Annotated in this window: 16 protein-coding genes; 9 read left to right on the top strand and 7 right to left on the bottom strand. The window is 66.0% G+C overall.

Annotation, left to right across the window (positions count from 1 at the left end; translation table 11 throughout):
• Positions 1 to 68: 68 nt before the first annotated feature.
• Positions 69 to 1,475 carry a glutamate--ammonia ligase gene (glnA, locus tag APT59_RS20460; protein WP_059316521.1) on the bottom strand — a complete coding sequence of 469 codons (1,407 nt, stop codon included), beginning with the start codon at positions 1,473 to 1,475 and terminating at the stop codon, positions 69 to 71.
• A 385-nt stretch (positions 1,476 to 1,860) separates the two neighbouring features.
• Here glnA and thiI point away from each other — a divergent pair, with 385 nt between their 5' ends.
• The 4 genes from thiI to APT59_RS20440 all read left to right on the top strand — a co-directional run bounded on the left by thiI (position 1,861) and on the right by APT59_RS20440 (position 8,322).
• Positions 1,861 to 3,315, top strand: coding sequence for a tRNA uracil 4-sulfurtransferase ThiI (gene thiI, locus APT59_RS20455; protein WP_059316520.1), 1,455 nt, complete (start codon positions 1,861 to 1,863; stop codon positions 3,313 to 3,315).
• A 156-nt stretch (positions 3,316 to 3,471) separates the two neighbouring features.
• The gene (typA, locus tag APT59_RS20450) at positions 3,472 to 5,289 is read left to right on the top strand and encodes a translational GTPase TypA (protein WP_059316519.1); all 1,818 of its coding nucleotides are present in this window, start codon (positions 3,472 to 3,474) and stop codon (positions 5,287 to 5,289) included.
• 145 nt (positions 5,290 to 5,434) lie between these two features.
• The gene (locus APT59_RS20445) at positions 5,435 to 5,824 is read left to right on the top strand and encodes a lysozyme inhibitor LprI family protein (protein ID WP_059316518.1); all 390 of its coding nucleotides are present in this window, start codon (positions 5,435 to 5,437) and stop codon (positions 5,822 to 5,824) included.
• Positions 5,825 to 6,384: 560 nt separating this feature from the next.
• On the top strand, positions 6,385 to 8,322 hold the full coding sequence (locus APT59_RS20440; protein WP_059316517.1) for an autotransporter domain-containing SGNH/GDSL hydrolase family protein: 1,938 nt from the start codon (positions 6,385 to 6,387) through the stop codon (positions 8,320 to 8,322).
• Between the two features lie 59 nt (positions 8,323 to 8,381).
• On the opposite strand, the gene APT59_RS20435 is transcribed toward APT59_RS20440, so the two are convergent.
• From APT59_RS20435 to APT59_RS20415, 5 genes are all read right to left on the bottom strand, one after another.
• The gene (locus APT59_RS20435; RefSeq protein ID WP_059316516.1) at positions 8,382 to 10,706 is read right to left on the bottom strand and encodes a putative bifunctional diguanylate cyclase/phosphodiesterase; all 2,325 of its coding nucleotides are present in this window, start codon (positions 10,704 to 10,706) and stop codon (positions 8,382 to 8,384) included.
• A complete protein-coding gene (locus tag APT59_RS20430) occupies positions 10,693 to 11,739 on the bottom strand; it encodes a polyamine ABC transporter substrate-binding protein (RefSeq protein ID WP_059316515.1) in 1,047 nt (348 codons plus the stop codon). The genes APT59_RS20435 and APT59_RS20430 overlap by 14 nt, the downstream gene beginning before the upstream one ends.
• Positions 11,740 to 11,892: 153 nt before the next feature.
• Entirely contained in the window at positions 11,893 to 12,522 is a 630-nt protein-coding gene (locus APT59_RS20425; protein WP_059316514.1) for a phosphatase PAP2 family protein, read from the bottom strand.
• A 170-nt stretch (positions 12,523 to 12,692) separates the two neighbouring features.
• Positions 12,693 to 13,883: a methionine adenosyltransferase gene (metK, locus tag APT59_RS20420; RefSeq protein WP_059316513.1), complete on the bottom strand. Its 1,191-nt coding sequence runs from the start codon at positions 13,881 to 13,883 to the stop codon at positions 12,693 to 12,695.
• A 116-nt stretch (positions 13,884 to 13,999) separates the two neighbouring features.
• On the bottom strand, positions 14,000 to 14,998 hold the full coding sequence (locus APT59_RS20415; protein ID WP_059316512.1) for an ArsR/SmtB family transcription factor: 999 nt from the start codon (positions 14,996 to 14,998) through the stop codon (positions 14,000 to 14,002).
• Positions 14,999 to 15,213: 215 nt separating this feature from the next.
• Between APT59_RS20415 and APT59_RS20410 the strand changes: the two genes are divergently transcribed.
• The 5 genes from APT59_RS20410 (at position 15,214) to tkt (ending at position 20,800) form a co-directional block, all read left to right on the top strand.
• Complete coding sequence (locus APT59_RS20410; protein ID WP_059316511.1) at positions 15,214 to 15,855, top strand: paraquat-inducible protein A; 642 nt, start codon at positions 15,214 to 15,216, stop codon at positions 15,853 to 15,855.
• Positions 15,852 to 16,493: a paraquat-inducible protein A gene (locus tag APT59_RS20405; RefSeq protein ID WP_059316510.1), complete on the top strand. Its 642-nt coding sequence runs from the start codon at positions 15,852 to 15,854 to the stop codon at positions 16,491 to 16,493. The genes APT59_RS20410 and APT59_RS20405 overlap by 4 nt, the downstream gene beginning before the upstream one ends.
• Positions 16,477 to 18,123 (top strand): intermembrane transport protein PqiB, encoded by a 1,647-nt coding sequence (locus tag APT59_RS20400; RefSeq protein ID WP_059316509.1) that lies wholly within the window; start codon positions 16,477 to 16,479, stop codon positions 18,121 to 18,123. The genes APT59_RS20405 and APT59_RS20400 overlap by 17 nt, the downstream gene beginning before the upstream one ends.
• Positions 18,120 to 18,719 (top strand): PqiC family protein, encoded by a 600-nt coding sequence (locus APT59_RS20395; protein WP_059316508.1) that lies wholly within the window; start codon positions 18,120 to 18,122, stop codon positions 18,717 to 18,719. Before APT59_RS20400 ends, APT59_RS20395 begins: the two co-directional genes overlap by 4 nt.
• Before the next feature lie 83 nt (positions 18,720 to 18,802).
• On the top strand, positions 18,803 to 20,800 hold the full coding sequence (gene tkt, locus APT59_RS20390; protein ID WP_059316507.1) for a transketolase: 1,998 nt from the start codon (positions 18,803 to 18,805) through the stop codon (positions 20,798 to 20,800).
• Positions 20,801 to 20,868: 68 nt separating this feature from the next.
• Here the strand turns inward: tkt and tssI are convergent, their stop codons facing one another.
• Entirely contained in the window at positions 20,869 to 22,734 is a 1,866-nt protein-coding gene (tssI, locus tag APT59_RS20385; protein WP_059316506.1) for a type VI secretion system tip protein TssI/VgrG, read from the bottom strand.
• Between the last annotated feature and the right edge of the window lie 24 nt (positions 22,735 to 22,758).

The raw sequence follows: 22,758 nt of genomic DNA, 5'->3' as shown, positions 1-22,758 counted from the left end.
TCGCGACGGCTTTTCGTGGCGCAAAGAAAAGGCCTCCCGAGGGAGGCCTTTCGCTTACCGCAGCGGGATCAGACGCTGTAGTACAGATCGTATTCCAGCGGGTGCACGAAGGTACGCACCTTGATCTCTTCCTCGGACTTCAGCTCGATGTAGGCATCGATGAACTCGTCGGTGAAGACGCCGCCCTTGGTCAGGAACGCACGACCGGCGTCCAGGGCTTCCAGGGCTTCCTTCAGGCTGCCGCAGACCTGCGGGATCTTCTTGCCTTCTTCCGGCGGCAGATCGTACAGGTTCTTGTCGGCGGCATCGCCGGGGTGGATCTTGTTCTGGATACCGTCCAGGCCGGCCATCAGCAGGGCGGCAAAGCACAGGTAGGGGTTGGCAGCCGGATCCGGGAAGCGGGCTTCGATGCGGCGGGCTTTCGGGCTCGACACATAGGGGATACGGATGGAGGCGGAACGGTTACGGGCCGAGTAGGCCAGCATGACCGGTGCTTCGAAGCCGGGCACCAGACGCTTGTAGCTGTTGGTGGACGGGTTGGTGAAACCGTTCAGCGCCTTGCCGTGCTTGATGATGCCGCCGATGAAATACAGGGCGGTGTCGGACAGGCCGGCATAGCCTTCGCCAGCGAAGGTGTTCTTGCCATCCTTGGAGATGGACATGTGCACGTGCATGCCGGAGCCGTTGTCGCCGTACAGGGGCTTGGGCATGAAGGTGGCGGTCTTGCCGTAGGCATCGGCCACGTTGTGCACGACGTACTTCAGGGTCTGGGTCTCGTCGGCCTTCTTGACCAGGGTGTTGAACTGCACACCGATCTCGTTCTGGCCAGCGGTCGCCACTTCGTGGTGGTGAACTTCCACGACCAGGCCCATCTCTTCCAGGGCGTTGCACATGGCGGTACGGATTTCGTGGTCATGGTCGACCGGCGGCAGGGGGAAGTAGCCGCCCTTGACGCCCGGGCGGTGGCCCTTGTTGCCGGACTCGAAGTCGGCGTCGGTGTTCCAGGAGGCCTGCTCGGAGAAGATCTTGAACATGGAGCCGGAGATGTCCGACTTGAACTTCACTTCGTCGAAGATGAAGAACTCGGGCTCCGGGCCGACGAACACGGTGTCGCCGATGCCGGTGGACTTCAGGTACTCCTCGGCAGCACGGGCGATACCACGGGGGTCGCGCTCGTAGGGCTGCATGGTGGAGGGTTCGATGATGTCGCAGACCAGGATCAGGGTCGGCTCTTCGGTGAAGGGATCCAGAACGGCGGTGCTGTCGTCGGGCAGCAGGATCATGTCGGAGGCTTCGATGCCTTTCCAGCCGGCGATGGAGGAGCCGTCGAACATCTTGCCGTGGGCGAAGAAGTCTTCGTCCAGCGCGTCACGCGCCGGCATGGTGACGTGTTGCTGCTTGCCTTTGGTGTCGGTGAAGCGCAGGTCTACCCACTTCACGTCGTTTTCTTTGATCAGTTGAACAGCCTTCGACATGGTTTCCTCCAGAGGAATTTCGGCCGGGAGCGGTTGGCGGTACTCCCGGTATCAGCTGTGCCCTTGAGGGGCGCTCCCGTATTGCCTGGTCCATGACCGGCGTTCCACGAAAAGCGCCCTATGCTGGCCCAGGGGCGGCTGCCTCACAAGAGAGCAAGTTGTATGCCAGTGCCCCCAAATGGGCTGGAGGGCCTTCCTGACGCCTCCCATGCCGTTTTCAGGCCAGTCGAGGCCGTATCCTTGCACCAAAATAGTGCATCAAAATCCGTCTCTGCACTCAAATGGCGCCAGAGGTGATTTTGTCGGTTGAATTCGAGTGCTCGATGGTTTTCAGGTATGATATTCGCCCTTTTCTTTCGCGTTACCCGCCCCCCGTTTCCCGCTCATGAAGCTCATCATCAAGGTCTTTCCGGAAATCACCATCAAGAGTCGCCCGGTGCGCAAGAATTTCATTCGCCAACTGGTGAAGAACATTCGTGTCGTGCTGCGCGATCTGGATCCGGATGTCCGCGTGGAGGGGGTCTGGGACAACATCTCGCTCGAGACTGCGATCAGCGAGCCACGGGTGCTGGCGGACATGAAGCAGCGCCTGGCCTGCACCCCTGGCATCGGCCAGTTCCTCGAGGTGCACGAGTATCCGCTGGGTGACTTCGAGACCATCCTTTCGTTGTGCGAGCGCCACTTCGGTGAGCGGGTACGCGGCAAGGTGTTCTCGGTACGCTGCAAGCGCGCCGGTCGACACGACTTTTCCTCGATGGACGTGGAGCGTTATGTCGGCGGCGGCCTGCGCGAGCGCTGCGGCGGCGCCGGCATTGCCCTGAAGAATCCCGAGGTGAACGTCCGCCTGGAGATTCGCGACCAGCAGCTGTTCATCATCGACGAGCATCACGAAGGCCTGGGCGGTTATCCGCTGGGCGCCCTGGAGCAGGTGCTGGTGCTGATGTCCGGCGGCTTCGACTCCACCGTGGCCGCCTACCAGATGATGAGGCGCGGGATGGTCAGCCATTTCTGCTTCTTCAATCTCGGCGGGCGGGCCCACGAGCTGGGCGTGATGGAAGTGGCCCACTATCTCTGGGAGAAGTACGGGCGCTCCCAGCGGGTACTGTTCATCAGCGTGCCCTTCGAGGAAGTGGTGGGGCAGATCCTCACCCAGTGCGACGACAGCCACATGGGCGTGATCCTCAAGCGCATGATGCTGCGTGCGGCCAGTCGCATCGCCGAGCAGCTGCAGATCGAGGCGCTGGTGACCGGCGAAGCCGTCTCCCAGGTCTCCAGCCAGACCCTGACCAACCTGGCGGTGATCGACAAGGCCACCGATACCCTGGTGTTGCGCCCGCTGCTGGCCAGCCACAAGCAGGACATCATCGATACCGCCCAGCGCATCGGCACCGCCGACTTCGCCAAGCACATGCCCGAGTACTGCGGCATCATCTCGGTGAATCCCACCACCAAGGCCAAGGCCCTGCGGGTGGAGCACGAGGAAGGCAAGTTCGACATGGCGGTGCTCGACGCCGCGCTGGAGCGCGCCCGCTTCATCACCGTCGACAAGGTGATCGAGGAGCTGGGCAAGGACGTGCAGGTGGAAGAGGTGGACCAGCCGCTGCCCGGGCAGATCGTGGTGGACATTCGCCATCCCGACGCCCAGGAAGACCTGCCGCTGGAGCTGCCCGGCATCGAGGTGCAGACCATGCCGTTCTTCGCGCTGAACAGCCGTTTCAAGGAACTGGACGAGAATCGCCAGTACCTTCTCTATTGCGACCGCGGGGTGATGAGCCGGCTGCATGCCCATCACCTGCTCACCGAAGGGCACGCCAATGTGCGCGTTTATCGTCCGGCCTAAGCAGCCGGGCCTGTTGGGTGGCAGTATCCGCCACCGCCCTCCCGACCTCTCCTAGCCGCCGGCCACATACCGGTCGGCCGCGTTTCGCGCCTTTGCAATCTCCGGCTGTCAGCCTGCTGGCTGAAGCTCCTTCATTTCTATACCGAGAACACCACTGTGATCGAGAATCTACGCAACATCGCCATCATCGCGCACGTCGACCATGGCAAGACCACCCTCGTCGACAAGCTGCTGCGCCTGTCCGGCACCCTGGACCGCAAAGAAGCGGAAAACGAGCGGGTGATGGACAGCAACGACCAGGAAAAGGAACGTGGCATTACCATCCTGGCCAAGAACACCGCGCTGAAGTGGAAGGACTACAACATCAACATCGTCGACACCCCCGGCCACGCCGACTTTGGTGGCGAGGTGGAGCGCGTGATGTCCATGGTCGACTCCGTGCTGCTGGTGGTCGACGCCCAGGACGGCCCCATGCCGCAGACCCGCTTCGTGACCCAGAAGGCCTTCAAGGCCGGCCTGCGTCCGATCGTGGTGGTCAACAAGATCGACCGTCCCGGCGCGCGTCCGGACTGGGTCATCGACCAGATCTTCGACCTGTTCGACAACCTCGGCGCCACCGATGAGCAGCTGGACTTCCCGATCGTCTACGCCAGTGCCCTGAACGGCATCGCCGGCATGGACCACGAGAAGATGGACGACAACATGGATGCCCTGTTCCAGGCCATCGTCGACCACGTTCCGGCCCCCCAGGTCGATCTGGACGGTCCCTTCCAGATGCAGATCTCCCAGCTGGACTACAACAGCTTCCTGGGCGTGATCGGCATCGGCCGTATCGCCCGTGGCCGCATCAAGGCCAACACCCCGGTCGTGGCCATCAGCGACGACGGCAGCAAGCGCAACGGTCGTATCCTCAAGATCATGGGCCACTCCGGCCTGCAGCGCGTGGAAGTGGCCGAAGCCGAAGCCGGCGACATCGTCTGCGTCTCGGGCATGGACGAGCTGTTCATCTCCGACACCCTGTGCGATCCGCAGAACGTCGAAGCCCGCCCGCCGCTGACCGTCGACCAGCCCACCGTGAGCATGACCTTCCAGGTCAACGACTCGCCCTTCGCCGGTCGTGAAGGCAAGTTCGTCACCAGCCGCAACATCAAGGACCGTCTGGACAAGGAGCTGCTGCACAACGTGGCCCTGCGCGTCGAGCCGGGCGAGTCGGCCGAGAAGTTCAAGGTCTCCGGCCGTGGAGAGCTGCACCTGTCGGTACTGATCGAGAACATGCGCCGCGAAGGCTTCGAGATGGCCGTGGGCCGTCCGGAAGTGGTGATCATCGAGAAGGACGGCGTGAAGCAGGAGCCCTACGAGAACGTCACCATCGACATCGAAGAGCAGCACCAGGGCTCGGTGATGGAGCAGATGGGTCTGCGCAAGGGCGATCTGACCAACATGATCCCCGACGGCAAGGGTCGTATCCGCCTGGAGTACACCATCCCGGCGCGTGGCCTGATCGGCTTCCGTAACAACTTCCTGACCCTGACCTCGGGCAGCGGCATCCTGACCTCGACCTTCAGCCACTACGGCCCGATCAAGGCCGGTGAAGTGAGCAACCGTCAGAACGGCGTGCTGGTCTCCATGGCCACCGGTACCGCGCTGACCTACTCGCTGGAAACCCTGCAGAGCCGCGGCAAGCTGTTCCTGGCTCCGGGCGACGAGATCTATGAAGGCCAGCTGTGCGGCATCAACAGCCGTGACAACGACCTGGTGCTCAACCCCACCAAGGGCAAGAAGCTGGACAACATGCGCGCCTCGGGCAAGGACGAAGTCATCGCCCTGGTGCCGCCGATCAAGTTCACCCTGGAGCAGGCGCTGGAATTCATTGCCGACGACGAGCTGGTGGAAGTGACGCCCAAGTCCATCCGCCTGCGCAAGAAGTACCTGAACGAGAACGACCGCAAGCGCTTCGAGCGCTCCAAGGTCTGATCCCGCTCGGGTAGTACAGGAAAGCGCCTTCGGGCGCTTTTTTGTTGGCTGTTTTTCAGCAGGCGCCACGCGCGCAACCGGCGGCTCTGCTAGCTTTGGTCTCATGGCCGCGCCACTCCGGACGGCCCCCTTGCAGGATGCTGCCATGTTGAAACCCACCCTTGTCGCCACCCTGACGCTGGCGAGTCTCTTCGCGCTCGCCAATGCCCAAGCCGCCGGGTGCGGGACGCCCCGTAACGCCTTCGACACCGTCTACTGCGCGAGCACCCTGTTCGCCCAGAGCGACAAGTCGCTGAATCAGACCTATGGCGAACTGCGCAAGCAACTGCCGGCCGATCAGCAGGCGCTGCTCAAGCAGGGGCAACTCGCCTGGATCAAGCAGCGCGACAGCCAGTGCGCCCGCGAGGAGGCCGATGGCTACTTCGTCAACCTGGACTGCGCCGTCAGCCTGACCGAAAGCCGTGTGGAGACGCTCAAGGAGCGTCTGCGCGAGTGCGCCAGCACCGGCTGCGAGGCCGGCAAGCTGGGGCAGTGAGGTAGCTGGCGGGATAGGGATCTCGCCGTTCCCTCACCCCAACCCTCTGCCAGAGGGAGAGGGTGCTATACGAGCGGGCGCTCAGCGCCGTCGCCACGGAGAAAACCGTAGCGTGGAAAACGGTGCAGCCTTTTCCACTAGGGGCTCACTGGCAAGGGACCCTCACCCCAACCCTCTCCCTGGGGGAGAGGGGGCTATCCGAGCGGGTGCTCAGCGTCATCGCCCGGAGAAAATCTTAGCGTGGAAAACGGCGCAGCCTTTTCCACTGGGGTTCGCTGTCAGAAACCCTCACCCCAACCCTCTCCCAGAGGGAGAGGGTGCTATTCGAGCGGACGCTCAGCGTCATCACCCCATGAGTGCTGCCACTGGTTGATCAGCAGACTCGACAGTCATGGCGGGCCGCCCTAGTCGAACTATCGACAGCCGTCTGGCATGCCGTCCAGACGGCATGAACGTCTTGCAAGTTTTTGTTCACACCCAGATACAACGTCACAAAAACCGTCTAGCGTGGGGCTACACGCCCTGACGCGTGTTTCCATAACAACAATCAGGATGCAGGCATGACATCTTTCCTCAGGCAACGCCTGCCGCTGGCCATCGCCCTGGCGACGACGCTCGCGGCAACCGTGCAGGCGGCTCCCAATCCCTACAGTGGCTTCACCGTGTTCGGCGACAGCCTGCTGGACGCCGGGCAATTTCCCGATACCGGGGTCAATGGCGCCAGCCTCAGGTTCACCAATCGTGTCGGCCCCGGCTACAGCCCGGCGAGCGGCGCGGTGACCGGCCCGGTGTCCTCGATCCTGCTTGGCCAGCAGTTGGGCTTCGATGCCCGCACTCTGGACGCCTCGACCTCGGTGATCAATCGGCTGCTGGGGCTCAGCGACGGCGACAACTGGGCGGTGGGTGGCTACACCACGGCGCAGATCCGCGATTCGATCACCGCCGCCAACGGCTCGACGGTGGCGGTTGGCGGCCTGACCCTGCGCAGCCGCGATGGCTATCTGCCCGGTCTTGCCAGCCAGGGGTTGAGCCTGGATCCCAACACCCTGTTCTATATCAGCGGTGGCGGTAACGACTTCCTCCAAGGGCTGGTCACCTCGCCGGCGACCGCCGCGGCCGCGGCCAATCGTCTGGGTGACGGCGTCGCTGCGTTGCAGCAGGCCGGGGCCCGCCATCTGGTGGTCTGGCTGCTGCCCGACATCGGCCAGACCCCGGCCCTGGCCGGTTCGCCGCAGCAGGCGGCCACTTCGGCCCTGAGCCGGGTCTACAACCAGGCCCTGGTGACGCGGCTGGCGGGCATCGACGCGGAGATCATCGGTCTCAACGTGCCACAACTGCTCGCCGAGGTGGTGGCGGAACCCGGACGCTATGGGCTGGCCACCGGGCAGAATCTCACCGGCACCTGCTTCAGTGGCGACAACTGCACCCGCAATACCACCTACGGGCTAGGCGCCGCCGCGGCCGATCCCAGCCAGCTGCTGTTCAACGATCGCGTGCACCCGACCATCACGGGGCAGCGGCTGATCGCCGACTACGCCTATTCGCTGCTGGCGGCGCCTTGGGAGGTCACCCTGCTGCCGGAGATGGCCCAGTCCACCCTGAGGGCGCACCAGGACGGCCTGCACCAGCGCTGGCTGGGCGACTGGCACGCCTGGCAGCCGGTGGGGCGCTGGCAGGGCTATGTGGATACCAGCGCGCGGCGGCTGGACGTCGACGACCAGCGCAGCACCGCCGGTGGCGATGGCAACGGCTACAGCCTGGACCTGGGCGGCAGCTATCGACTCAGTGAGGAATGGCGCCTCGGTGTCGCCGCCGGGGTCGCGCGGCAGCACCTGGAGCCCGGTGCGGCCGATTCCGACTATCGCCTCAACAGCTATCTGCTCAGCGCCTTCGCCCAGTACCAGGGCGAGCGCCTCTGGGGCGATCTCACCGCCACCGGTGGCCGCCTGGACTATGACGACCTGAGCCGGCGCTTCGCCCTCGGCCCGACCACGCGCAGCGAGCAGGGCGATACCGATGGTGATCTGCGTGCCCTCTCGGCGCGCCTGGGCTATGACCTGGCCGCGGCTGGCAGTCCCTGGCACCTGAGCCCCTACGTGAGCGCCGACTATGCCCGCGTCCAGGTGGATGGCTATCGCGAGCGCGGCAGCGATGCCACGGCGCTGGAGTTCGACGACCAGTCGAGCACCTCGCGGCGCCTCGGGCTGGGCCTGCAGGGCCGCTGGCAACTCGCACCGGCCACGGCGCTGTTCGCCGATGTGGGCCGCGAACGGGAATTCGCCGACGGCACTCGCGATGTGACCATGCGCCTGAACAGCGTGCCGGGTCTGGACTACACCCTGGATGGCTACCAGCCGGACAGCGACCGTACGCGCCTGAGTCTGGGCGTGGTCCAGCGCCTGACCCCGGAGCTGACCCTGCGCGGCGGCTACAGCTATGCCGGCGCGGGTGATACCCATCAGCAGGGCGTAGGGCTGGGCCTGTCGCTGGATTTCTAAGCACGGGCCCAACCCGGGGATAGCCCGCCGACCTTGCGGCAGCGGGCTGCCCTTTAGCCCTAGACCGGGCTGGGATTGCCCAGTCGCTGGCGCTGCCATTCGCCCAGCTCGTCCAGTCGCCGCGGCGGGCAGACCAGAAAGCCCTGCAGGAGATCGCAGCCGGCCTGGTGCAGGCAGAGCTGCTTCTGCTCGGTGTCCACGCCTTCGGCGATGACCTGGGCGTCGCGGGCATGGCAGAAGGCGACCAGCGCATCCAGGCTGGCCTGGTTCCCGGGTTGGCTGAGGCGTTCGACGATCAGGCGGTCGAACTTGATGGTGTCGGCGGGATAGTCGGTGACCTGCTGGATGGAGGTGTAGCCCACGCCGAAGTCATCAATGGCCACGCGAAAGCCCTCGGCGCGCAGCTCGTGCAGCAGCCCCAGGGTGCGCTCGTTCAGCTCGGCGGCGAAGGTCTCGGTGAATTCCAGCTCCAGGTGGCCCGGATCGACGCCGTGGTGGCGCACCCGCTCGCGCAGGTAGGGCACGATATCGGCCTGGTCCAGCTGCGCGGACGACAGGTTGACGGACAGCACCAAGTCATTGCCCAGGATCTCCTGCAGGGCCGGATACTCACGACAGGCCTGGTCCACGACCCAGCGGTCGATCCAGCGGAAATGTCCCTGGCGCTCGGCGATGGGAATGAATTCCGCGGGCGACACGGCGCCGAGGCGTGGCGAATTCCAGCGCAGCAGGGTTTCGGCGGAGCGTACCTGACCGGCACTGTCGACCGCCGGCATGTAGACCAGGTGAAACTCCTCGTCCGGGTTGAGGTGGCGCAGGTACTCGTCCAGCAGATCCTGGCGACGCTGGCGCGCGGCCAGCGCCGGAGTGAAATGCACCAGCCGATTGCCGCCTTCGCTCTTGGCCCGGTCCAGGGCCAGGGCGGCCTGGGCCAGCAGGTCGGCCAGGTCCAGCGGGGCCTCGGGCGCGGCCAGGCCGATGCTCAGGGTCACGGCATAGCGCCGCTCGCCGACCAGGGTACCGCTGTCGTAATTTCGTTGCAGTTCCTCACCGAGGGCGAGGGCATCGGTTGCCGCTGCCGATCCGCGCAGCAGGATGGCGAACTCATCGCCAGCCAGACGGGTGAAGACCACTTCGTTGCGCTCTTGATAGGCAGCGAGCAGCTGCTGCGTCTGCCGGGCCATCGCCTGCAGCAATTCATCGCCCACTTCGTGGCCGAATCTGTCGTTCACCGACTTGAAATGGTCGAGCCCGAAATAGAGCAGGGCGATGGTACGGCCATCCGGCTTTCCTGCCAGCCAGGACTCGCCCATGAGCTGGAAGTAGCGGCGGTTGCCGATCTGGGTCAGGACGTCGGTGCGCAGGGCCGTGCGCAGCTGCGCCAGGATGGCCAGGTTGTTGTCGTGCAGGCGCTTCATGTTGGCGCCCAGATGGCCGATCTCGCCCGGCTCGCGGCTGTCTTCGAGCGCCAGGCGCTGACCTTCCAGGACCTCGGTGAGCTGGCTGTCCAGGCGAGCGATGGGCAGGGTGATATGGCGGCGAATGAGGATCACCAGCACCAGGATGCAGGCCAGGGTCACCAGCAGCCCGCCGCTGAAATAGGCCACTGCCAGGCTGCGCAATTGCTCGTGCAGGTGCTGTGGGTCCGGACTCAGACGAACATAGAGATCCGGTGCCAGGCGTTCGACGGCCGTGAATGCCGAAGTCCGTACGGGCGGCGTGCGAGAGAATTCCAGCGGTGCGCCATAGGTCTGTTCGAGGGTCCGCCGCAGGGTTTCCACCCGCTCCGGGCTGACCGCCAACTGCAGCGTCATCGCCAGGTCGCGCTGGCCTGGAAGAGGCGGCCCGGCCGTACTGGGCAGCAGCGCGGTCGTCGCCACCAGTAGCGACTGGCCCTGTTCGTCGATCAGGTAGTCTCGACGCTCCAGCGGGCCGTCCGGCGCGCGCGCCAGGCGTTCGAGCAGCTGCCGCTGCCGGCTGCCCAACTGGGCGAAGGGATCATCGCTGCGTTCGTAGTAGTAGGCCAGGCTCAGGTCCGGTCGGGCGATCGTCAGCGAGATGCGGCTGGGAGCATCGTTGCCGACCAGTCGCTGGACCGCCAGTTGCAGCTGGGTACCCAGGGCTTCGTTGCGATAGGGCACGTCGGTCTGCCGCAGGAAGTTGCCCAGCGCCGCGCTGTTGGCCAGGGCATAGAGCAGATTGCGACTGAACTGATCGTACTCGCGATAGGTGGTTTCGAGCGCCGCCAGGTCGTGATTGACCCGGGAGCGTTCGAGCCCTATCACCGCCTCGCGCTGCACCGTGTAGCCCAGTCCCACCAGGGTCAGGCTGCAGAGCAGGGCGACCGGCAGGATCAGCAGCAGGACGCGCCTATTGAGATTCATGGCGACTCACCAGTGCACTGCCGATACGTTGCCGGGTCTGGAAGGTATCTGGCGGACCTTCGCGAAAGAGCTGACTGTGGGCGAGGACGTCTTCGGGAGGAAACAGACTGGGGTCCTGGCGCAGCTCCGCCGACAACAGGCGCGCGGCACCGGCGTTGGGCGTCCCCAGGTGCAGTTCCTCCGTGGCCAGCAGGGCGTTATGCGGCTCGTTGAGAAAGTCGATGAAGCGCTCGGCGGCAGCCTGATGTGGGGAATTGCTCGGCACCGCCAGGCAGTCCACCCAGAGCAGGCTACCCTCGCGGGGCGTGACGAAGCGCCAGGGCTGTCCGGGCGTGGTGGCATTGAGCAGGTGTTGATCGCCACTGTAGCCCAGCGCCAGGTCGATGAGGTCGCTGTAGGCCGGATTGCGCAGGGCGCTGACCACGTACTGATAGGTCAGCACCGCCGGTGCCTGAGCCTTGAGCAGGGCGAAACTGCGTCTGAGCAGGTCGGGATCGCTGCTGTTGATCGCGCCCCCCAGGGTGATCAGGGGAGCGACCAGCAGGTCGTCATGGTCTTCGACCATGGCGATGTGGCCGCGCAGGGCGGGGGCGGGTTGCAGCAGTGATTGCCAGGAGTCTGGTGCCTTGGCCAGGCGATCACTGCGGTAGAGCAGCCCCAGGGTGCCCCATACGTAGGGTACGGCATAGTCGCCGCAGCTGTGACGCCAGCGCGGGTCGAGTTCTGCCAGGTGCGGCAGCCTGTGTGGCTCGATGCGCGTCAGCAGGCCGTCCTGGCCGAGACGGGTGGCGCTGACTTCGTTGATGACCACCAGGTCGAGCGTGGCATCGCCGCGCGCCAGGGTGGCGTCGCGCACGTCACTGCTGTCGAAATGGATCTCCTGCAGCGGCGGATGGCTCTTGGCCCAGTGCTGCAGCAGGGTATCGCTGAAATAGCCTTCCCAGGTATAGAGCCGCAAGGGCTCGGCAGCCGCCACGGGTGACGCAGGCAGACCGGTGAGCACCAGGCTGCAGAGGAACAGGCAGTAGCGCATGCGGACGACTCGGCGGCAAGGGCTGACTTCAATAGGAGGGGCCGAAGGACCCGGACGTTCACCCCAGGAAACGCAGGGCTTCTGCCAGTCTAGGAGGCCTGCCTGTATTCGCCAGCCAATGCGTCATCTATTGCGCGCGCCGAGCGATGCGCCTCAGTTCTGCAAGGGGGCGACCCCGGCACGCTGGTGGGCGCGGGTCCAGGGCTTCTGCTCGTCGGCGAATTTCACCGCCAGGCGTTCCAGCACCCGTTGCGTCGGCGCGTTGGTGCCATGCAGCAACAGCAGCGGCAGGAGTAGCAGGCTTGCACCCAGGGCCGCCTGGCGTGGCTTGAGATTGACCTCCTGGCCACGCAGCAGCCAGAGCAGACCGCCACTGGCGGCATAGCCGATGGGCAGGCCGGTCACCACTTCCGAGATCGAGTGATAGCCCAGCACCACCCGCGAGACCGCGATGAGCAGGGCGCAAGCGGCGCCGACGGCGGCTGCGGTCAGCCGTAGCGACGGCCGCGCCCGACTGGCCAGCAGCCAGCCAAGGATCGGCAGCACGCTGCCCACCAGCATGGAGTGGCCACTGAAGCCGGTGAAATCCAGGCGGGGAATGCCCAGGCCCCAGCCGAAGAAGGCGATCTTCGACAGGGCGACCGCGAGGCCGGCGGCACCAAACAGCAGCAGCCAGAACAACGCCGCTCGCGCGGACAGGCCGGCCAGCAGCCAGAGTGCGATCAGGACGGCGCAGGGAAGCATCACCGAAGAATCGCCGAAGTTGGTGATGAACAGCCACATGGATAAGCAGACTCCTGGAGAAGACGAGGCATTCTGACCACCAGATGCCCAGAGGTTGCATCGAGCATGCCAGCCTGTGGACTGGCGCAAGAAAGCGCTGGGATTCCGATGGCAGACCCAGAAAAAAGCCCCGGCACCAGCGGTGGCGGGGCTTTTTACCGGGAGGCGTCTTACAGGCCGGCAGCGGCGCGCAGGGCGGCGGCGCGGTCGGTACGCTCCCAGGTGAAGGTGGTGAAGGTGTCATCGCCCACGGTGATTTCCTGGGGATGACGACCGAAGTGACCGTAGGCCGCGGTGGCCTGGTACATCGGATGGAGCAGGTCGAGCATGGTGGTGATGGCGTAGGGGCGCAGGTCGAAATGCTCGCGCACCAGCTGCACGATCTTCTCGTCGCTGATCTTGGCGGTGCCAAAGGTGTTGATCGAGATGGAGGTGGGCTGAGCCACGCCGATGGCGTAGGACACCTGGATCTCGCAACGATCGGCCAGGCCCGCGGCGACGATGTTCTTGGCCACGTAGCGTCCGGCGTAGGCGGCGCTGCGGTCGACCTTGGACGGGTCCTTGCCGGAGAAGGCGCCACCGCCGTGACGGGCCATGCCGCCGTAGCTGTCGACGATGATCTTGCGGCCGGTCAGGCCGCAGTCACCCACCGGGCCGCCAATGATGAACTGGCCGGTCGGGTTGATGTGGAACTGGGTGTCCTTGTGCAGCAGCTCGGCGGGGATGACGTGCTTGACGATCAGCTCCATCACGGCTTCGCGCAGGTCGGCGTACTTGACCTCGGGGTTGTGCTGGGTGGACAGCACGATGGCGTCGATGCCGACCACCTTGCCGCCTTCGTAGCGGCAGGTCACCTGGGACTTGGCGTCCGGACGCAGCCAGGGCAGCAGGCCCGACTTGCGTGCCTCGGCCTGGCGCTCCACCAGACGGTGGGAGAAGGTGATGGGCGCAGGCATCAGCACATCGGTTTCGTTGCAGGCATAGCCGAACATCAGGCCCTGGTCACCGGCGCCCTGGTCTTCCGGCTTGCTGCGATCGACGCCCTGGGCGATATCCACCGACTGCTTGCCGATGATGTTGACGATGCCGCAGGTGGCGCCGTCGAAGCCGACGTCCGAGCTGTCGTAGCCGATGTCGACGATGACATCGCGGACCAGTTGCTCCAGGTCGACCCAGGCGGAGGTGGTGACCTCACCGGCGACGATGGCCACACCGGTCTTGACCAGGGTCTCGCAGGCCACGCGGGCGTGCTTGTCCTGGGTGATGATGGCGTCGAGCACGGCATCGGAGATCTGGTCGGCGATCTTGTCCGGATGGCCTTCGGACACGGACTCGGAGGTGAACAGGGAATATTCGCTCATCGAATGGTTCCTAAATTACCAGGGGGTAGGGGCCCGCAGGCCGGTCGAGACAGCAGTTTCCTTGCTGGACATGACGCCCTTGAGCGTCGGGTCCGCCCGCCACTGGCCAGTTGGCCTCATGACGGGGTGTTTCCCTGATCCGGGCGCGCGAACTGGCGCACCTGGATCTGAAAGCCATTGCGCAGGCCGAGGTAGAGGCTCTCGCCCGCCTGCAGGCCGGCCGCCTGGGCCCAGCGCGCCAGTTCGTCCTGGTCGAAGCCGAGCCAGAGATCGCCACAGGCGGCACGCGCCCAGGTCTGGTCGTGGGGACAGAGGTCGGTGATCACCAGGCTGCCCCCCGGCGCCACGCGGCGGGCCAGCTGCTGCAGGGCCTCCGCCGGGGCGGCCAGGTGGTGCAGGACCATGTTGAGGACGACGCAGTCGGCCTGGGGCAGCGGCTCGGCGAGGGCATCGGCCAGTTGCAGTTCGACATGGGCGAGGCCGTCGCGCTGGCAGCGCTGACGCGCCAGTTCGAGCATGGCCGGGCTGTTGTCCACCGCCACCACTCGGGCGAAGCGCCGCGCCAGGTCCGGCAGGAAGGCGCCGTCGCCCGGGCCCACCTCCAGGGCGCAGCCACGCGGATCCAGGGCCAGGGCGTCCAGCAGGCTGAGCAGGCCGTCGCGATACTGCGGCAGACTGGCGATGAGGTCCTGCTGGGCCTGGAATTTTTCCGCCACCCGGGCGAAGAAATCGCGACTCACCGCGGCGCGCTGGGCATGCACCTCGCCGATGCGCGTCTGCACCGCACTGGGCAGGGCCAGGGCATCCACCTCCTCGAGCAGGGCGGCGTGCAGGGCGCCGCCCAGGCTGCCGGGGCGGGGCAGGGCGCGACGATAGAAGATGGCGTTGCCCTCGCGGCGAGTGGCCACCAGCTGGGCCTGGGCCAGCACCTTGAGGTGGTGGCTGATGCCGGACTGGCCGGTGGCGAAGATCTGCGCCAGCTCCAGCACGCCAAAGGAGGCGCTGTGCAGGGCGCGCAGGACATTCAGGCGCAGGGGATCGCCGCCGGCCTTGCACAGGGCGGCGAGGGTGTCACCTGGGTCTCGGCCGAGCGCCGGCACACGTAGCGGGGTCATAGGGGCGCTAGTCTAGAGACCCGCTCCTGGGCTCGCAAGAAAAGCATCAAAAAGTTTTGATACTTGTCCGAGGCATCGACTCGCGCATACGTCCGTAGATGTAGGTAAGATGCCGGGGCCGTTTGGCCGGCAGTCGTCATGGGCCTGCGGTAACGACCGCGAGCCTCGCGCGTCCAACGTGCAGCCCCCTCCAGGAGCGCCACCCGGGTAGCCTCATGTCCGTCCAGCCAACATCCCCTTCCGCGCCTGCCGCTGGCACGCGCCTGGTGATCTGCGAGCACTGCGATTCGGTGCATCGCCTGGAGCCGCTCGCCGTCGGTGAGCGAGCGCATTGCCTGCGCTGCGGCGCCTTGCTCTATCGCGCCAGCCGCCTCGACATCCAGGGCCTGCTGGCCCTGGCGATCGCTGCGGCGGTGCTGTTCGTCATCGCCAACGTCGGCCCCATCCTGCAACTGAGCTTTCGCGGCCTGCACAGCGAGGCAACCCTGCTGGAATCGGTGATCGCCATGAGTCGCGGCTTCGCCGGCCCCATGGCGCTGGTGGTGGCCATGACCCTGTTCGTGGTGCCGCTGCTGCAGATCCTGCTGCTGCTCTGGGTGCTCGGCTTCGCCCAGGCCGGCCGTCGCGCTCCCGGTTTCGCCACGGCCATGGTGACCCTGCATTACCTGCGGCCCTGGAGCATGATCGAGGTCTTCGTGCTCGGCGCCCTGGTGGCGGTGATCAAGCTGGCCGGCCTGCTGCACGTGGTGGTGGGCCTGGGCCTGTTCGGCATGGTCGGACTGATGGTGGTCCTGCTGATCATCGCCAAGCGCGACCTGCACCCGCTGTGGGACGCCGTCGGAGCGCGCCAGCCATGAGTGCGCCCCCGCTGCCGCCGCGTGCCGACGAGCTCGGCCTGTGCCTGTGCCATGTCTGCGGCAACGTCTGCACGGCGCCCCGTCGCCACAAGGCCGGCTGCCCGCGCTGCGGCTCGGCGCTGCACCGGCGCAAGCCGAATGTCTATGCCAAGACCTGGGCCTACCTGCTGGCCGCGCTCATCCTCTACATCCCGGCCAATACCCTGCCGGTGATGTTCACCGGTACCCTGGGCCGCGGCACGGAAAGCACCATCCTCGAAGGGGTGATCGAATTCTGGGAGAACGGCTCCTGGGGCGTTGCCCTGGTCATCTTCATCGCCAGCGTGGCGGTGCCGTCCATCAAGTTCCTGGTGCTCGGCACCCTGCTGGTGACCTGCCAGAGGCGCAGCGACTGGGCCACCGCCCAGCGCGCCCGGCTCTATCGCTTCGTCGAGCTGATCGGCTACTGGTCGATGCTCGACGTGATCGTGGTGGCCCTGGTCTCGGCGCTGGTGCATTTCGGTGCCCTGAGTTCGGCAGCGCCGCGCCTGGGCATCGTGTTCTTTGGTTTCGTGGTGGTGCTGACGATGCTCGCCGCGATGAGTTTCGATCCCCGCTTGATCTGGGATGCAGAGGTGAACGATGACGGACAGGCATGAACCCGACGCCCTGGCGCCTACCCCCGAGGTACGCCGCAGTCGCTGGAGCGTATCGCTGATCTGGCTGGTGCCCATCGTGGCGGCCCTGATCGGGCTGTCCATGGTGATCCACAGCTGGGCCTCGCGCGGACCGACCATCACGGTGACCTTTCTTACCGCCGAGGGCCTGGAAGCCGGCAAGACCCAGGTCAAGTACAAGAACGTGGTGATCGGCACCGTCAGCGACATCCAGCTGGCGCCGGATCGCAATCGGGTGATCACCACCATCGAGCTGGAGAAGTCCGCCGAGGGCTTCGCCACCAAGGACGCGCGTTTCTGGGTGGTGCGGCCGCGCTTCGGCGTGAATGGCGTCTCGGGGGTCGACACCCTGGTGTCGGGCGCCTTCATCGGCGCCGATATCGGCGACTCCACAGAATCCCATCGCGACTTCCGTGGCCTGGAGCAGCCACCGGCGCTGATCCATGGCGCCTCGGGCAAGAGATTCATCGTCACCGCCGACGACATCGGCTCGCTGGACGTGGGCTCGCCGGTCTATTACCGGCGCATCCAGGTCGGCCGGGTGGTGTCCTTCCACCTCAACCCGGACGGCAAGGGCGTCAGCGCCCAGATCTTCGTCGATTCGCCCTACGACCGCTTCGTCACCGTCAATAGCCGCTTCTGGAACGCCAGCGGGGTCGACGTCTCGCTCAGCGCGTCCGGACTCAAGCTCAACACCCAGTCGCTGGCCACGGTGGTGGCGGGCGGCATCGCCTTCGTCACCCCGGAGTGGCCGAAGGACCCGGAGGCGGCCCAGGAAGACCAGGGCTTCACCCTGTTCGACGATCAGACCAGCGCCCTGGCTCCGCCGGACGGCGAGCCCATCTATGTGCGCATGAGATTCCAGCAGTCGCTGCGTGGCCTCGCCACCGGCGCGCCGGTGGAATTCCTCGGCATGAACGTGGGCCGGGTGGTCTCCCTGACCCCCGATTACGACGATGCCCAGGATCGCTTCTCGCTGATCGTCGGCGCCGTCATCTATCCCCAGCGATTGGGTGACGTCGGCAAGCGCATCGAGACCAAGGACCGCGATGGCAAGCTGTTCGCCGGTTGGGTGGCCCGCGGCCTGCGCGCCCAGGCCCGTACCGGCAACCTGCTGACCGGTCAGCTGTACATCTCCGTCGACTTCGTGCCCAACGCGCCCAAGGTGGCCTTCGATCCCAAGGCCAAGCCGCTGTCGATTCCCACCGTCACCGGCAGTTTCGATCGCCTGCAGGAGCAGATGGCTGGCATCGTCAACAAGATCGACAAGATTCCCTTCGATTCCATCGGCAAGAATCTCGACACCAGCCTGGCGCAGCTCAGTGGCACTCTCAAGCAGCTCAACGCGGGCGTCCTGCCGCAGCTGACCACCACCCTGATGGGCGTGCAGCAGCTCACCGGCAGCGCCAGCCAGAGTCTGGGTACCGACTCGCCGGTGCAGCAGAACCTGACCCAGACGCTCGAAGAGATGCAGCGCATGGCGCGCTCCCTGCGCGTGTTCGGCGACTACCTGGGCCGCCATCCGGAATCCCTGATCCGCGGCCTGGTGACCGATCCGCCGCCCAAGTTCGAGCCGGGCTCCCGCGATCCCGCCAAAGGAAAACTGCAATGAAGCGCCTGACCTGCCTGGCTCTGCCCCTGCTGCTGGCCGCCTGTTCGTCCAAGGCGCCGCTCAACTACCACACCCTCACCAGCGCCGCGGAGCCCGCTGCCAGTGGTCACGCGGCCAGCTTTCGCTTCGCGCTGCAGGGCGTCTCGGTCCCGCCGCAGGTGGATCAGCCGCAGCTGGTGATCCGCCAGGGCGAGGGCATCGCGCTCCTGGAAAACGAGCGCTGGATCGCCCCTCTGGCCGACGAGGTCCGCAGTGCCCTGTCCGCCGACCTGTCCCAGGACCTGGGCACCCTGGACCTGGGCGATGCCCCCCGTGGCAGCGGCGCACCGGTGCTGCGCATCAAGGTGGACCTGCAGCGCTTCGATTCGCAGCCCGGGCGTGGGGTCCAGCAGGATGCGCTCTGGACCCTGCGGTTGGCCGAGCCCGGGGGCGAGCGTGTGCTTACCTGCGGCAGCCGGATCAGCCAACCCGCTGGCGGCTCCTATGCCGAGGTCGTCGCGGCGCATCGCCAGGCGCTGAGCGCCCTGGCCAAGCGCATCGAGCCGGTGGCGCGTGCCTTCGTGGCCGACGGCAATACGATCTGCCCGGCGGGCTGAGGCGACCGCGCCGATTGCTGGAAGTGCCCTGGCTGAGCGAAAATGGCCGCCCTTTCGCTCTGCCTCTGCCAGGAGACACCGCAATGCCCAGCCGTCGTGATCGAGCCAACGCCATCCGTGCCCTCAGCATGGATGCCGTGCAAAAGGCCAACAGTGGCCACCCCGGCGCCCCCATGGGTATGGCCGATATCGCCGAAGTGCTCTGGCACGATCAGCTCAAGCACAACCCTGGCAATCCCCAGTGGGCCGACCGTGACCGCTTCGTGCTGTCCAACGGCCACGGCTCCATGCTCATCTATTCGCTGCTGCACCTGTCCGGCTACGACCTGTCCATCGATGACCTGAAGAATTTCCGTCAACTGCATAGCAAGACCCCGGGCCACCCCGAGTACGGCTACGCCCCGGGTATCGAGACCACCACCGGGCCGCTGGGCCAGGGCATCGCTAACGCCGTGGGCTTCGCCCTGGCGGAAAAGGTCATGGCCGCCCAGTTCAACCGCGATGGCCACCAGATCGTCGACCACCATACCTACGCCTTCCTGGGCGATGGCTGCATGATGGAAGGCGTCTCCCACGAGGTCTGCTCCCTGGCCGGCACCCTGGGCCTGTCCAAGCTGATCGCCTTCTACGACGACAACGGCATCTCCATCGATGGCGAGGTCGAGGGCTGGTTCACCGACGACACCCCCAAGCGCTTCGAGAGCTATGGCTGGCAGGTGATCCGCAACGTCGACGGCCATGACGCCGACGAGATCCAGACCGCCCTGGACACCGCGCGCAAGAGCGACAAGCCCACCCTGATCTGCTGCAAGACCGTGATCGGCTACGGCGCCCCACACAAGCAGGGCAAGGAAGAGTGCCACGGCGCCCCCCTGGGCAACGACGAGATCCAGGCCGCGCGCGAATTGCTCGGCTGGTCCCATGCGCCTTTCGAGATCCCCGCCGACATCTATGCCGAGTGGAGTGCCCGGGAGCGCGGCGCCACCGCCGAGGCCGAGTGGAACGAGCGTTTCGCCGCCTACGCCCAGGCCCATCCGCAGCTGGCCGCCGAGTTCAAGCGCCGCATGGCCGGTGACCTGCCCGCCGATTTCGCCGAGCGCGCCGCCGCCTTCATCCAGGACGTCGCCAGCAAGGGCGAGACCATCGCCAGCCGCAAGGCCAGCCAGAACGCCCTGCAGTTCTTTGGTCCGCTGCTGCCCGAGCTGCTCGGCGGTTCCGCCGACCTGGCCGGCTCCAACCTGACCCTGTGGAAGGGCGCCAAGGGCGTCACCGCCGAAGACGCCAGCGGCAACTATGTCCACTACGGCGTGCGTGAATTCGGCATGAGCGCCATCATGAACGGCGTCGCCCTGCACGGCGGCCTGGTGCCCTACGGCGCCACCTTCCTGATGTTCATGGAATACGCCCGCAACGCGGTGCGCATGTCGGCGCTGATGAAGCAGCGGGTGCTCTATGTCTTCACCCACGACTCCATCGGCCTCGGCGAGGACGGCCCCACCCACCAGCCGGTGGAGCAGCTGGCCTCGCTGCGCTACACCCCCAACCTGGACACCTGGCGTCCGGCCGACGCGGTGGAATCCGCCATCGCCTGGACCTCGGCCCTGGAACGTCGCGACGGCCCCAGCGCGCTGATCTTCTCCCGCCAGAACCTGATCCACAGCGTGCGCGACGAAGCCACCCTGGGCAACGCCGCCCGTGGTGGCTACGTGCTCAAGGACTGTGTGGGCGAACCCGAGCTGATCCTCATCGCCACCGGTTCCGAAGTGGGTCTGGCGGTGCAGGCCTATGACCGCCTGACCGCCGAAGGTCGCCAGGTGCGCGTGGTCTCCATGCCCAGCACCAGCGTCTTCGACCGCCAGAGCCCCGAGTACCGCCAGCAGGTCCTGCCGGTGGAAGTTGGCGCGCGCATCGCCATCGAGGCCGGCATCGCCGACTTCTGGTACAAGTACGTCGGTCTCGACGGTCGTATCATCGGCATGCACACCTACGGCGAATCCGCTCCGGCGGCGGCGCTCTTCGAGCACTTCGGCTTCACCCTGGACAACGTCCTGGCTGTCGCCGGCGAGTTGCTGGAAGACTGAGTGTGCCGCGGTAATACGAAAAGCCCCGCCTAGGCGGGGCTTTTTCATGCCTGACATTCAGCAGGCGCTCAGGGATTCACCCGAATGCTCGGCCCCACCAGGGTGACGCCCCCGGCATCCAGCTGGACGAAGCTGCCGCCAGCCTTGAGCGTCAGGTGGGCGCCGGCTTCGAGGACGATCTTCTGTCCGCTTTGCAGCTGGATTTCGCTACCGGCTTCGACGAACAGGCCGCCATCCAGGCGCAGGTGCTGACTCTCGCTGACGTCCAGGTGGTCATCGGCGCGCACCTCGGTGCGGCGTTCGCCATGGGTGATGCGGTGCTCCTCGGCGTGGAAGGTGCTGTAGCTGTTGGCGCCGATCCGCTGATGGCGCTCGTGGCCAATCTCGCTGCGGTGGTCATGACCGATACGTTCGTCCCAGTCGCGCTGGGCATGGAGGTGGATTTCCTCCTGGCCCTGGCGATCCTCCAGGCGCAGTTCGTTGTAACCGTTGCCTCCCGGGCTGCTCAGGCTCTTGAAGGTGCTGCGGGTCCTGTCCCGGGGCAGCCCCAGCGGCGGTCGGTGTTCGGCGTGATGCAGGCAGCCGATCACCAGCGGCTGGTCGGGATCGCCTTCGAGAAAGCCCACCAGCACCTCCATGCCGATCCGCGGCACGCTCAGGGCGCCGTAGCCCGCCCCGGCCCAGCCGCTGGCGACGCGCAGCCAGCAGCTGGTGCGCTCATCCGCCTGGCCCTGGCGATCCCAGTGGAATTGCACCTTGATTCGGCCGAGGGCGTCGCAGTGGATCTCCTCGCCGGCCGGGCCAGTCACCACGGCAGTCTGGGCGCCCAGCACGGTCGGTCTGGGATGACAGCGGGGCAGGCGAAAGGGCACCGTCGAGGGGAGGGCGACGAAGGTGTTGCGATAGCCTTGGCGCAAGCCATCCTCCACAGACGGGTTGGGCAGGCTTTCTTCCAGTACCTGGGGCTGGCGCCCCTGATGGTGGATCTCGGTCAGCAACCAGAGCTGGTTCCAGTCGCCATGGGGATGCTGCTCCAGCGGCAGGAAGTGACCACTCAGCAGGCCTGCTCGATCGCTCGTGCCCTGTGCCTGGTGGGCGTCGAGCCTCAGGCTCTCCAGACGCCGTGCGCTCAGGCGCTTGCCCGTTTCGCGATCGATGAAACGACCGGGAAAGCCATAGTGTTCCAGGGCGGGTGGTGAAGTCGCGTCCGCCCGGCTTTCCAGGCGTAGCCGCGGCTGCAGAGGGTCGTGGTCACGCAGGGTGGCGGCACTGCTACGGGTCTGCAGGCCGACCGCGAAATGGCTGATCACCGCTTCGTCCGCCACCAGCCCGCTGCTGGGTAGATAGCGGGTGGCGCCGAGCCGTGGGAAGCAGGTGGCATCATCGCCAAACACCAGCACATGGCCGTCGCGGCGCTGTTGATGGTGATAGTGCAGGCCCTCTTCTTCGCAAAGCCGATTGAGAAAGGCGAGATCGCTTTCGCCGTATTGCACGCAGTAGTCGCGCGTCGGATAGACCGTCGGACCCAGGGCGAAGCGATAGTCGCCTTCGAGGATGCCGTGTTCCTGGAGCAACTGGGCGAGGATCTCGGGGACGCTGAGCCCCTGGAAGATGCGGGAATTGGTCCGGTGGGCGAGGTAGGCCAGGCGCGGCACCAGTTCGATGCGATAACGGGTCAGGCGGTGGCCGGAATCCCCCTGGGCGACGGCGGCGATCTGACCGTGGATACCCGCGTCCCCCGGGCCCAGGCCGAGAAAGGCGCGGCGATGCAGCAGCGATTCCAGCGGCCAGTCCGGTCGTTCGCTGACCAGCTCCAGCTGGAAGCGATAGGGCCTACCGATGGCCTCGGTGCCCTCGAAGGCGAGGATCTGGAAATCATGGGCGACGCCGTCCAGCGTCAGGGTGAACTGAGGGGTATCGGCTGGAGTGAACATCGGATCGCATCCTTGCGAATCGAA

Source organism: Pseudomonas oryzihabitans (genome assembly GCF_001518815.1).
Lineage (GTDB): Bacteria > Pseudomonadota > Gammaproteobacteria > Pseudomonadales > Pseudomonadaceae > Chryseomonas > Chryseomonas oryzihabitans_E.
Note: the sequence above shows the minus strand (reverse complement) of the source record. Positions and strands in the feature narration are given on the sequence as shown.